General features: G+C 44.3%; 8 protein-coding genes, 1 tRNA gene, 1 rRNA gene and 1 pseudogene. 3 read left to right on the top strand and 8 right to left on the bottom strand.

The window, feature by feature from the left end; genetic code table 11:
- Positions 1–513, bottom strand: a 16S ribosomal RNA gene (locus DN599_RS10290); the annotation flags it as partial.
- A gap of 1303 nt (positions 514–1816) precedes the next feature.
- Here DN599_RS10290 and DN599_RS10285 point away from each other — a divergent pair.
- Positions 1817–2260 carry a DUF4124 domain-containing protein gene (locus DN599_RS10285; protein WP_239473279.1) on the top strand — a complete coding sequence of 148 codons (444 nt, stop codon included), beginning with the start codon at positions 1817–1819 and terminating at the stop codon, positions 2258–2260.
- Positions 2261–2297: 37 nt separating this feature from the next.
- On the opposite strand, the gene DN599_RS10280 is transcribed toward DN599_RS10285, so the two are convergent.
- From DN599_RS10280 to rluD, 4 genes are all read right to left on the bottom strand, one after another.
- Positions 2298–2627 (bottom strand): hypothetical protein, encoded by a 330-nt coding sequence (locus tag DN599_RS10280; RefSeq protein ID WP_110457497.1) that lies wholly within the window; start codon positions 2625–2627, stop codon positions 2298–2300.
- Between the two features lie 415 nt (positions 2628–3042).
- Positions 3043–5616 carry an ATP-dependent chaperone ClpB gene (clpB, locus tag DN599_RS10275; RefSeq protein ID WP_110457496.1) on the bottom strand — a complete coding sequence of 858 codons (2574 nt, stop codon included), beginning with the start codon at positions 5614–5616 and terminating at the stop codon, positions 3043–3045.
- 112 nt (positions 5617–5728) lie between these two features.
- The gene (pgeF, locus tag DN599_RS10270) at positions 5729–6448 is read right to left on the bottom strand and encodes a peptidoglycan editing factor PgeF (protein WP_110457495.1); all 720 of its coding nucleotides are present in this window, start codon (positions 6446–6448) and stop codon (positions 5729–5731) included.
- A complete protein-coding gene (gene rluD, locus DN599_RS10265) occupies positions 6448–7419 on the bottom strand; it encodes a 23S rRNA pseudouridine(1911/1915/1917) synthase RluD (RefSeq protein ID WP_110457494.1) in 972 nt (323 codons plus the stop codon). The genes pgeF and rluD overlap by 1 nt, the downstream gene beginning before the upstream one ends.
- Before the next feature lie 122 nt (positions 7420–7541).
- Between rluD and DN599_RS10260 the strand changes: the two genes are divergently transcribed.
- Complete coding sequence (locus tag DN599_RS10260) at positions 7542–8300, top strand: outer membrane protein assembly factor BamD (RefSeq protein ID WP_110457493.1); 759 nt, start codon at positions 7542–7544, stop codon at positions 8298–8300.
- A 903-nt stretch (positions 8301–9203) separates the two neighbouring features.
- Positions 9204–9279 (top strand) — tRNA-Phe (locus DN599_RS10250).
- 390 nt (positions 9280–9669) lie between these two features.
- Here DN599_RS10250 and DN599_RS10245 read toward each other — a convergent pair.
- The 3 genes and pseudogenes from DN599_RS10245 to DN599_RS18735 form a co-directional block, all read right to left on the bottom strand.
- Entirely contained in the window at positions 9670–11532 is a 1863-nt protein-coding gene (locus tag DN599_RS10245) for a methyl-accepting chemotaxis protein (protein WP_110457492.1), read from the bottom strand.
- 214 nt (positions 11533–11746) lie between these two features.
- Positions 11747–11953 (bottom strand): annotated as a pseudogene (locus DN599_RS10240) (transposase); the annotation flags it as partial.
- Between the two features lie 252 nt (positions 11954–12205).
- A complete protein-coding gene (locus DN599_RS18735; protein WP_204165116.1) occupies positions 12206–12508 on the bottom strand; it encodes a transposase in 303 nt (100 codons plus the stop codon).
- Positions 12509–12562: the final 54 nt, after the last annotated feature.

Raw genomic sequence — 12562 nt, 5'->3', positions numbered from 1 at the left:
AAGTTAGCCGGTCCTTCTTCTGCGAGTAACGTCACACCTAAACGCTATTAACGCTTAAGCTTTCCTCCTCGCTGAAAGTGCTTTACAACCCGAAGGCCTTCTTCACACACGCGGCATGGCTGCATCAGGCTTGCGCCCATTGTGCAATATTCCCCACTGCTGCCTCCCGTAGGAGTCTGGGCCGTGTCTCAGTCCCAGTGTGGCTGATCATCCTCTCAGAACAGCTAGGGATCGTCGCCTTGGTGAGCCATTACCTCACCAACTAGCTAATCCCACCTAGGTACATCCAATCGCAGAAGGCCCGAAGGTCCCCTCTTTTCCCCCGTAGGGCGTATGCGGTATTAGCAGTCGTTTCCAACTGTTATCCCCCTCGACTGGGCAGTTCCCTAGGCATTACTCACCCGTCCGCCGCTCGTCAGCAAATTAGCAAGCTAATTCCTGTTACCGCTCGACTTGCATGTGTTAGGCCTGCCGCCAGCGTTCAATCTGAGCCATGATCAAACTCTTCAATTAAAGTTTTGGTGAAACCCGAAGGTTTCGGCTCAATGAATTCTGATTCCGTTTCAAAGACTCGGAAGAATCTTAAAAACGTTGTACATATTGCTATGAACACTCATTGTTACATTGATTTAATTCTTTGATTGCCAACCCGAAAGTTAGGCAATTTCGATTAACTCAACACCTGTGAGTGTCCACACAGATTTCTTGTTTCATCTTGTTAAAGAGCGTTGCTAACATGAGAGAATCAATCTTTCATTTAGCGGCCGTTGACGCTAGGTCGTTGGCTTAGGGATGCGTATTCTACACCTCCCGTTGTTGGCGTCAAGTGCTTATTTTAAGAAGTTTTCCAAGCGATGATTTCTTAAACAGAAGTCATCAATCGAAGCCCTTATAAAGCGCTTATCACCTGAATCAAATCTCCGAAGAGATTAACTCGCATCTCTTTGTTAAAAGAGAGACTGACTTAGCTGCAAGTCCCGTACTACCTAGGTAGTTGGCCTGCTGTGCCGTGTCAGTGGATGCGCATTATAGGCAGTTCTCAGATGGGCGCAAGGGCTTTTTACGTATTAAATCACGCTCGCACACTTTTCAAACAAAAACCGATAAAATCGCTCTATAAAAGCCACTTCCCCACTCAAGATGCTCAATTATCATGCGATAAATGGCTCGGTATTTAACGAGGCATTGCTGAGCGGGAAGATAAGTCTGGCACAGATTGATTCACTTTGCAGAAAATGTGTAAAAATTTGCCAAAAATTATTTATCGTGTCGATAGATTACTGAGCGTCGATGATAGGTGCGCCATTGTTAGTCTGCCTATCGTCTACATCGTAGGTACTAAAAGCTATGCTTTAGATATCAAGCTTAGCGTAGTGCAGCTTCACATTAGTATGATGTGCCCACCGCCATCTTCATCAACATCAAAAATAAGCCTAGGCTAAACGCCCTTTTAGCTTCCCTCCCTCTGACTCGGCATCCCTTAGGGGCTTTTGCATACAGGCACAGAAAAAGGGAAGTGGATTTGTTCGATTGAACATGGTCCTAATAAACAATTGGACCATTTTGCCCCCTATATTTTGCCCCTTATTTAAGTACGGGTTCATTTCAGTGGCTAAGTTGCGTCAACGAAGCGGTCACATTTGCTGTTTAACTTAATGTTATTTAAGTTTTGCATATCCTTAACAGCAGCGTTATCTTGACTCGGTAGAAGCTATTTTTGCCTCACGTTGATAATCTATTTAACTGGCAAGAAGCGTATATTTCGTGTAGGTATATTAAAATTAGGTATCCACAAGTGCTTATTATGGATAGCAAGATGATTAAAATTCGGTATCACGCACTATTACTTACACTAATATTGAGCCCTGCGGTGTTCGCGACAACCATTTACAAGTGGGTTGATGAAAATGGGGTGACTCATTACAGCCAACAGGTTCCGCCAGATAGGCCATCTGAAACATTGTATAGCGAAGATATAGAACAGCAAAAAGTAGGATTTATTGCGCCAAAAGAGACTGAAGTTAGCGTGCCAACTAAAAACCCACAACAAACCGCAGCAGAAGCAATAGTGCGACAAGATAAAGCACAAGCAAAAGCGATTTGTAGCAATGCTAAACATCAACTCAACCTACTTAACACCCACACCAGACTGACACGAAGAAATGCACAAACAGGTGATATGGAGAGAATGACGGAAGAACAAAGGCAAGCTGCCATGTCGGCGCAACAAGAGAAAATCAGCCTATTTTGTATAAAATAAGCTGACTTGCACTATGCTCACTTAAGCTAAGCTCAATCTATGACGTTCCCACACTATACATAGAGCGGCTAATGCCATCCTCACAAGCCTTAACGCCTGAACGCCAACCTTTATCAAATTCAGTTAGTCCATCGAGGACGGGATCTTTCATTGACTCGACGTCAACATTATTAGCGGGGTTAATCTTCACAGTTACCGCGCTACGACAGCCGATATTGTAACCATAATGATACAAGCTATCATATTCGACATTACCGACCCCTATATAAGTTGCACTTGTTAACGACTCGGGCGCCGTACCGGATGAGGTGCTACACCCAGTTAATGCAAGAGCTATTCCTAATGATAAGATTAATTTGATATTCATTCATCACTCCTTCAGTGCAATGGCGTCCAACATGCCGTAAGTATAGCGGTGACGATATAAGGTAAGACACCATTAATCGGAATATCCACTCGATGATGGCTTAACTCTGTGACAACTCGATTAAACTTATTAATAACAAATCGAGTTGACACTACGAAGCAAAACACTATTAGCAAGGTAGTTGATGTTTATAGTGATTGCAAAATCACTAGGGTAAAATCCTCAATTTAATAATTACTTTACGGGCTCACATTTCCATACCAGCGTTTCCTTGTTAAGGATGACAAATTACTGGGCGATGAAGCCAATAAAAAAGCCCGAACTCAATATAATAAGTTCGGGCTTTTCGGTTGGAGAGGCTAACAAGTCAATTTAGCGATGGTACTGACTATTGATTAACACCTCTTACGCATCGTTATTGAGTAAAGGTTAACTCACCACCGGCGCTGCCAATATGAATTGGCTTACCTGGGATTAACTCGCCTCGTAATAGACGCTGCGCTAATGGGTTTTCAACCTCTTGCTGCAATGCACGTTTTAATGGGCGCGCACCATAGACAGGATCGAAACCAGCCTGGGCAATTAACGCCAATGCGTCATCACTTATCTCTAATTCAAAGTCCTTATCTGCAAGACGAGCGCGAAGATTATCAATTTGAATCTTAGCAATATGTGCAATGTGTTCTGACTCTAACGGATGGAACACGACACTCTCGTCAATACGGTTAAGGAACTCAGGCCTAAAGCTATGGGTCACGACATTCATGACTTCAGTTTTCATTTCGGCATACGTTGCGACACCAAAACGTTCTTGAATAATGTCTGAACCTAAGTTCGATGTCATGATGACCACAGTATTACGGAAATCAACCGTACGACCTTGTCCATCGGTCAAACGACCATCATCAAGCACCTGTAACAAGATGTTGAATACATCAGGATGCGCTTTCTCAACCTCATCGAGTAAGATAACCGAGTAAGGCTTACGTCTGACCGCTTCGGTTAAGTAGCCACCCTCTTCATAACCCACATATCCTGGAGGCGCCCCCACTAAACGTGATACTGAATGCTTCTCCATAAATTCCGACATGTCGATTCGCACCATCGCCGCTTCGGTATCAAACAAAAACTTCGCGAGCGATTTGCACAGTTCAGTCTTACCCACACCCGTTGGTCCGAGGAATAAGAATGAACCAATGGGGCGATTAGGATCCGCAAGACCTGCGCGGCTACGACGGATAGCATTAGCAACGGCATTAACGGCCTCATTTTGACCAATAACCCGTGTATGCAACGCATCTTCCATCTGTAAGAGCTTCTCCTTCTCGCCTTCAAGCATCTTAGACACTGGAATACCTGTGGCCTTTGAGAGCACCTCAGCGATCTCGACATCGGTCACTTTGTTACGCAACAAGGTCATATCTTGCATTTCAGCTTGAGAAGCTAAATCAAGTTGCTTTTCAAGCTCAGGAATACGGCCATATTGTAGCTCTGACATTCGGGTTAAATCCCCTGCACGACGCGCTACTTCCATATCCATTCTAGCCTGTTCGAGTTCGGCTTTAATATGCTGAGTACCAGCCAAGGCTGCTTTCTCGGTATGCCAAATCTCAGTAAGCTCTGCAACTTTCTCTTCAACTTCTCGTAGCTCACTGCGCAGCGTACTTAGGCGACGTAAACTCGCTTCATCGTTCTCTTTACTCAACGCTTGCTCTTCGAGCTTAAGCTGAATCGCCCGACGCTCAAGTCTATCTAGCGGCTCAGGTTTTGAGTCGATCTGAATACGAATACTCGATGCAGCCTCATCAATTAAGTCGATCGCCTTATCCGGTAATTTACGATCCGAGATATAACGATGAGACATGCTCGCCGCCGCCACAATCGCCGGATCGGTGATCTCTACATGATGATGCAATTCGTAACGCTCTTTGAGTCCACGCAAAATCGCGATAGTGTCTTCCACGCTAGGCTCATCGACCAACACTTTTTGGAAACGACGCTCAAGCGCGGCATCTTTTTCAATATATTGACGATACTCATCTAACGTTGTTGCACCGACGCAGTGTAAATCACCACGGGCTAACGCAGGTTTTAACATGTTACCGGCATCCATGGCACCATCGCCTTTACCGGCGCCGACCATGGTGTGCAACTCATCGATAAACAGAATAACCTGACCTTCTTCTTGTGCAAGCTCGTTAAGTACCGCCTTTAAGCGCTCTTCAAACTCACCACGATATTTAGCCCCTGCAATCAATGCGCCCATATCGAGCGACAATACCCGCTTATTTTTGATCCCTTCGGGCACTTCACCGTTAATGATACGTTGTGCCAAGCCTTCGACAATCGCCGTTTTACCCACACCAGGCTCACCAATCAAGACTGGGTTGTTTTTGCTACGACGCTGCAGCACTTGGATAGTACGACGGATCTCATCATCACGGCCAATAACAGGATCGAGCTTACCTTGCTCGGCGCGCTCAGTTAAATCTACAGTGAACTTTTTCAATGCCTGACGCTGATCTTCCGCATTAGGATCATCAATATTTTTACCAGAGCGAATTTGCAATATGGTTTGCTCCAACAACTCTTTGGTCGCACCAGACTTTTTAAGGCACTGTGCCAATGCATCACTGCCTTCGATGGCAGCCAACACAAAGAGTTCACTTGAAATAAATTTATCATTGCGCTTTTGCGCTAATTTATCGCATAGGTTTAGTAAGCGAATTAACGCCTGCGATAACTGAATATCGCCACCAGTACCTTCAACTTGAGGTAATCGCTCAAGCTCTTGGTTTAATGATGAACGAAGTGTACTCACCGAAATCCCTGCTTGAGTCAGCAAAGGATGGATAGAGCCACTATCTTGATTAAGCAATGCCATCATTAAATGAATAGGTTCAATGAACTGATGGTCACGTCCCAACGCTAATGATTGAGCATCGGAGATGGCTATCTGAAATTTATTTGTCATACGATCAAGCCGCATACAACCTCCTAAAACTAACGAATGAAGTTAACCTTCAGTATTTTGTTAATTTAAAGATGGGGGCTTTTTTGCTTAATTCAAGCTTAACCAGATTCACAAAGGTCAAAAAATGCTACTTTTCTAACCAGATCAAGGAAGCCATTCGGCCGGTAACAGACTCGCGGCGATAGGAGAAATAACGTTGCTTCAAGGTATAAGTACAATCGGGTAAGCAAAACAGGCGTGCAACACCCGCTTGCTCAATCCGATAGCGTGCGATCCCTTGTAGATCACCCATATACTTATGTCCGCGAGGGCTAAAAAACAAGGTTGTTTGCAGATGTTTAGCGATAAATTGCTGCCTGACGTCATCACCAACTTCAAAGGCTGTAGCACCAATACAGGGCCCTAGGTAAACCAATAGCTGATCGGCAGGCGCATCAAATTGTGCTATCGCAGCTTCAATAATGCCATCGCACAAGCCGCGCCAACCAGCATGTACAGCAGCCACTTGCGTAGCCTGTTTATCGCAAATAAGCACCGGCAGGCAATCTGCAGTCAGAACGGCACAAACATGATTAGTACTTTGGCAAAAACTGCCGTCGGCAACTCGTTGTTGATCATTATCAAGATCGACCACTTTGGCACCATGCACCTGCTCCAACCAAGCTGGCTCACATGGCAGTGCTAATGCGCTTCTAATAATAGCGCGATTTTGCATAACATCGGTGAGCGAGTCACCCACGTGGGTACCGAGATTAAGACTATCGAAAGGCGGCTGGCTTACACCACCCTGTCTCTGGGTGAAGGCGAGCTTCACCCCTTTAGGTATAAGCCAGTCTGATGGTAGCATTAATAATCGGTCGGATGCGCTTTGGTATCTTCACGCAACGCTCGAGTCAATTGCACCATATCATCAGGCACTGGCGCCTGCCAGCTCATGATTTCACACGTAAATGGATGAGCTAGCTCAAGCCTGATCGCATGTAGCGCTTGGCGCTTAAAGCCCATGTAGATCTCGAAAAACTCAGGCGTCACCCCTTTAGGCGGACGCGGACGGCCAGCGTAAACCGGATCGCCCACTAATACGTGACCAATATGGGCCATATGCACGCGGATCTGATGCGTACGACCAGATTCAAGGCGCAATCTCAAGCGCGTATGAGCTCGAAACTTTTCGGCGACACGATAATGGGTCACCGCTGGCTTACCGTTATGTACCACAGCCATGTGAGTACGCTTAGTCGGATGGCGGTCAATAGGCTCATCCACAGTGCCACCCGAAATAAGGGTGCCCTGTACTATCGCTTCATATTCGCGAACGATTTCTCGTGCTTGTAATGCCGCCACTAAATGAGTTTGCGCTTCCACCGTCTTAGCCACCACCATTAATCCTGTGGTGTCTTTATCGAGACGATGTACAATCCCCGCTCTTGGCACCAACTCAATCTCAGGGCAGTAATGCAATAACGCATTAAGCAAGGTACCGTCACTGTTGCCAGCTCCTGGATGCACCACTAAACCGGCTGGCTTATTGATAACCAAAATATGGTCATCTTCATAGACTATATTTAAATCAATAGCTTGTGCTTCAGCTTTCGTTTCTTCGTGCAGCGTAGCTTGCACTTCAATCTCTTGGCCTTCGAGTACTTTTTCTCGAGGCTTAGTTTGCACTACACCGTCGACACTGACAGCGCCTGCCTGTATCCACTCTTTGATGCGTGTGCGAGAATAATCAGGGAACATTTCGGCCAAAGTTTGATCCAATCTTTGACCAGTTTGTGTTGCTGTTATCTCGCTTTTTAGATTAATCTCTTGTGTCATAGGAACCGTACCCGCGTTTTGGGGTCCAAAATAATGTGCTATCTGTTACAATCGGATTGTTTCTATTTTATCCTGAAATGGAAAAATTCTTAACTACAACTTAAAAAGAATCGAATTCAAGTATGCATAATTTTGCCAAAGGCGCTGCTGTCGCCTTGTTATCACTGGCCCTCGCGGCTTGCAGTAGTAGTCCAGAAGATGATATCGAACTGACTAAATCATCCCCTGAAGTGCTTTATTCACAAGCTAGAACGTCAATGGAGTTAGGCAACTACAGTAAAGCTGTGCGCTCATTGGAAGCGTTGGACTCTCGTTATCCGTTCGGCCCACACAAAACTCAAGTGCAATTAGACCTGATTTACGCATATTACAAACTGGACGATCCCGCTTCTGGTATCGCCAATATCGATCGCTTTATTCGCTTAAACCCCACCCATAAAGATATAGATTACGTCTATTATATGCGTGGACTCGTCAATATGCAGTCAGATAATTACATGTTTCATGACATGCTAAATATTGACAGGACAGATAGAGACCCAAAAGCGGCGCAAGATGCCTTTAAAGATTTTGACCGTTTGATAAAGTCGTATCCTAACAGTAAATACGCTGCTGATGCGCAAAAACGTATGCAATTTTTAAAAAATCGTCTGGCAAAGTACTCAGTGGCCGTCGCCGAGTACTATATCAAGATGAATGCATGGAGCGCTGCGGCAGTGAGAGCGCAAACCGTGATGGAATCGTATCCTGGTACACCTCACACAGAGCGCGCCTTAGAGATCATGGCAACGGCTTATGAGGAACTTGGACAAGAGCAACTTAAAGAGCATGTGTTATTGGTGATGCAAAGCAACTTTCCTGATAATCAATTAGTCAAATAACTACTGATATATTAACGCTCTGGCTGACATCAACGGTGAACCGACTCATCAACGGTAAACCGATTGATGTCAGCCTTAAATTACACATCTTTAGCCCCCCCACACACTTTGTCTCTTTTTGACGCGTAAAGCCCACTGTTTTAAATTAAGCCCTAAGGTTACGCACATCACTAAAGAGCGACCTTGCACTGCCTTGTCAGTGTCCCCTACCGATTACAACATAGCGTTACGCCCGATAACGTCTCTCACAGTTACTATTCGTTAAGTGCGACCACCTATTTAACATCTTCGCTTATCTTCCGTGCTAGTTAAAACCATGTTGAATGACAATCTAAGCACTAGGGCCTGTTGATCTTTCAAGGTTGTTTTTGCAGCGAGTTGCTGGGTATTTATACAAGGCAGAAGCTTTGTAGTGTAGTTATTCCACATAAAAAGCTGAGAACGCAGTAAAAATACCCAACAAACGCTGCCCGAAGGGTTCGGCTAAAAACGTTTTACTCTTTGTTAAGTGAATTTTGCTTAGATGACTAGGCTGCAATCCACTCGCCTCGATTAAAACGTTTTTGTCTAGAACAAAATTCAACCAACAAAGATCAACAGGCCCTAATACTAAGTCACTTAAACTCCCGCCCTACTGAGACCAAGCTGATTATCTAACTTACATCTGCGATTAACCATGCGAACATCCTTCTCGTTGGATACCCTAATCCTATTTAACAGGCCTCGTTTAACACCATAGTGGCATCCCGCAAAACCTCACACTAACTTAAATACGGTTTTAAAATCATAATTGCGACAATAAAGTACGTTTCGTGCAAAACTTATTCAAACGGAAGCTTTTGAAGCATATTTTCAATAAATGGGTTGACTCAAATCCCGAAAAGCTATTTAATGCACCCCGTCGCCCGAATAGCTCAGTCGGTAGAGCAGAGGATTGAAAATCCTCGTGTCCCTGGTTCGATTCCGGGTTCGGGCACCAAATTTAATTAGGTGCTGCGGCAACTAAACAAAAAAGCCTCGCAATGCGAGGCTTTTTTGTTTCTATAGATTTTAAAAACTGTCGTTAATTTAGTAGTGTACAAAGAGTTGTGCAGTGACCTAGTGTCGATTAAAAGTGCTCTTAAATAGGTATCTAACACGAGTCCCCAACATCCTCGCTAAGCTTCCAGAGCTATCATCTAAGCTCTCTAGACCATAACTCAAATTATCTCAGCCTAAACTCTCTTGCGCATCACCTGAACCATCTCAGTGAATCGCCACCATCTAAGCTATTTCCCCCCTAAACCTGTCTTACCTTGGTTTAGGGGGTTAAAACAACAGGGCCAAGATGAAACATCTTGGCCCTGTTGTTTTGCTGCTAGCGTAAAAATTAAATCTTAAATAAGCTTACCGCCTGGTAAAGCGCTTCGGTACGTGCACGCACTTCATCCGAAGCATTGGCATTTTCTTGCGCTGCTGTTGCTGAGTCTGCGGCGATATCGCGAATGATCACCACGTTTTGGTTCACTTCTGAGGCCACCGCACTCTGCTCTTCGATAGCGGCCGCAATTTGTGTGCTCATATCCATAATGTTGGTTACATCGGCATTAATTTGTTCTAGTAAAGCGCCAGCATTTGCCGCCTCAGCAGCACTTTCACTACCTTGCTTTTGAGTCGATTCCATTAACTCTACAATCGAGCGCGTGCGCGATTGTAAGGTTTCAATAATCCCAGAAATCTCCTCTGTCGACTCTTGGGTGCGCATGGCTAAACTTCTAACCTCATCGGCTACGACCGCAAAGCCACGGCCTTGCTCACCAGCTCTAGCCGCCTCAATGGCGGCGTTCAACGCTAGTAGGTTAGTTTGATCGGCAATGCCTCTGATCACATCAAGGACGCTGCCAATGGTTTCGCTGTCTTTTTCAAGATCGGCCACCACTTGCACTGAGCCATTGAGTTGCTCTGCCAATGCTTGAATTTTTTCGATAGTCTGCACCACACCCACTTGTCCCTGCTGCGCATTATTATGGGTATTGCTGGCACGCTCTGCGGCCAATTCAGTATTATTAGCGATTTCATCAATAGTGGCGCCCATTTCAGTGATTGCAGTGGCAACCATATCGGTTTCATTCAACTGGCGACTCACCCCTTCAGATGCGCGAATGGAGTTTTCAGATAGTTCTTTACACGAACGATTAACCATATCAACAGAATCTAACACCTGCTTAATCAGCTGCTGTAATGAATTGACCATACTATTAAAATGAATACCAATCTGGCTTATCTCATCACCTAAAGTGGTATCACAACGTAGAGTCAGATCTTTAGTTTCTTCGATTTGCGAAATAGCCTCGCTGATCTTTTTAACAGGATCCATTATGCTGCGAATAATGGCCAGAGTGAAACCAACTAAGATTATGGTGATCAAAATAAACACGACAATGCCTATGGTAGTCGCGCGGCTCTGCGCGCTATCAATCGCCTCAAGAGATTGCTTTTTCAACACCACTAAATCATCTTCAGCCTTAGCAATACTTTCTCTTAAGAGCTCCATTTGACCATCTTCTTTGCTCAAGCCAAGCTCAGTTTCAGTGTCGACTAACATCTTAAATCTAGTTTGATAGCCATCAAGCAATCGAATGAGTTGCGACTGGACATGACTTTCTAACATCGAATCACTGACCTGCTGCTTTAATTTGCCTAGATTAGTATTGAACTTATCAACGTAACTCACATCACGACGCAGCATGAAATCTTTTTCATTACGTCTAAGCTGCAACATAGTCACCATCATTTCAGCTTCATTGTATTGCTCAACTAATGATTCAACTTGGTGCACCGCACTGCGCAGTGCGCCATATAAACCATCCTTGGGATGTAAACCTATTTTTTGCTGTAAATTTACAATATCAATAAATACAGCCTCATAGCGCTCTACGCTTTGTTTAAAACCATCTAACGTTGCAGCAGAGATACCATAATGTTCGAACGTCTCATTGAGTGCATGCAGAGTACTGTCTAACTGACTCGCGTTTACTTTATGTTTATCTAGGTAGCTCAAGTCTAAACGCACAAAAAAATCTTTTTCATCTTTGCGTAGGCTAAGCACTTCTTTTTCCAACTCAATCACTCTCTGAGCTGCGTGCGAAAGATCGTCAAGCGTATCGCCTGAATATAGCTGTAAACCAAACATCGCAATAACCGAACAGATAGACACTGCGGCACTAGCAAGCAATTTGTGGCGAATGAGCATAGAGAAAGGATCCTTAAAGTAAATTGGCTGAGCAATGTTAGCTTGATTAACTTAATCGACTATCAACACACTTGAATAAAGGCTGTAACCCTTTAGCGATTATAGTTTATATCGGCCAAGCAACGATGTTTCTTAACCCCTGACAGACTAACCGCTGTAGATTTAAACAAATTCACCATAGATAAGACCGAAAAGGAGACGCTTCAAAAACGGTTCATCGCGGCTTTCCGAGAAGAGCCGCTTTTATTTTCATAAAGAAGTAATCCGTATCTCTGTATCCATAACTCATTCTTTTGATTAGCTTGATCTTGTTATTGCTCCCTTCCAAGATACATGTATTTAAATGATATGAAGCCGAAGCCACTATTCCATCAAGGTACAGTTTTAGCTTTATAGCAAAGTTTATGAGTGGCCTTATACCAATCAGTATAAATCGCTCAGCGAGAATTTAACGCTTATAAGGCAAGGCAGCGAGTGAAGAGCATAGTTGTTCTACGGTCAAACTCGTTAACACTGCATCAAAAGCTCTAAAACTCGCCTGTTAGGCGTGTTTTGGGCTGCCAACTTCTGCGCTGAACGGCCCCACAAGGGAACAGCCATTCCGTCGTCCATTCGCCTTGAATTAGTTATCAAAAAACACGCTGAGTAGATCACTTTCTTATACTAATTGGTATTACTCCGCTTTCATGGACTTGTTGCCACCATACTCCCAAAGGTCTTTGGCTTGTTTTTCCGAGTCGCAGTACCAGAGCTCTTTAAGTTGAGCACCAAGCAAGTAAGTCACCATTAAATCACGGTTAATCGCAAGTATTTCATCCAGATAGCTTTGTTGCTTGGTATTTAATTTCTCTCTATTTTTCAGTAGCACCCAGCGCGAGCGCTTAACCCAACGATGTGCACTTCTGTCATCTTTAAGTTGATTGGCTTGATCTACTCGAACTCTATCCATAATCTCTAGGTTAAAAGCGGTGCTCATATCCATTGCTATAACTTCGATATTTTGAGTATGTTCTCCAAGCGTCTCAAAGAA

This window comes from Shewanella algidipiscicola (assembly GCF_900380485.1).
Lineage (GTDB): Bacteria > Pseudomonadota > Gammaproteobacteria > Enterobacterales > Shewanellaceae > Shewanella > Shewanella algidipiscicola.
This window is presented reverse-complemented; position numbering and strand designations above follow the sequence as displayed.

Bases quoted from the DNA above. Each gene is read 5' to 3' on its own strand.
- pgeF (WP_110457495.1), bottom strand. From the start codon at position 6,448: ATGCTACCATCAGACTGGCTTATACCTAAAGGGGTGAAGCTCGCCTTC.
- DN599_RS10260 (WP_110457493.1), top strand. From the start codon at position 7,542: ATGCATAATTTTGCCAAAGGCGCTGCTGTCGCCTTGTTATCACTGGCC.
- clpB (WP_110457496.1), bottom strand. From the start codon at position 5,616: ATGCGGCTTGATCGTATGACAAATAAATTTCAGATAGCCATCTCCGAT.
- rluD (WP_110457494.1), bottom strand. From the start codon at position 7,419: ATGACACAAGAGATTAATCTAAAAAGCGAGATAACAGCAACACAAACT.
- DN599_RS10285 (WP_239473279.1), top strand. From the start codon at position 1,817: ATGATTAAAATTCGGTATCACGCACTATTACTTACACTAATATTGAGC.
- DN599_RS10245 (WP_110457492.1), bottom strand. From the start codon at position 11,532: ATGCTCATTCGCCACAAATTGCTTGCTAGTGCCGCAGTGTCTATCTGT.
- DN599_RS10280 (WP_110457497.1), bottom strand. From the start codon at position 2,627: ATGAATATCAAATTAATCTTATCATTAGGAATAGCTCTTGCATTAACT.
- DN599_RS18735 (WP_204165116.1), bottom strand. From the start codon at position 12,508: ATGAGCACCGCTTTTAACCTAGAGATTATGGATAGAGTTCGAGTAGAT.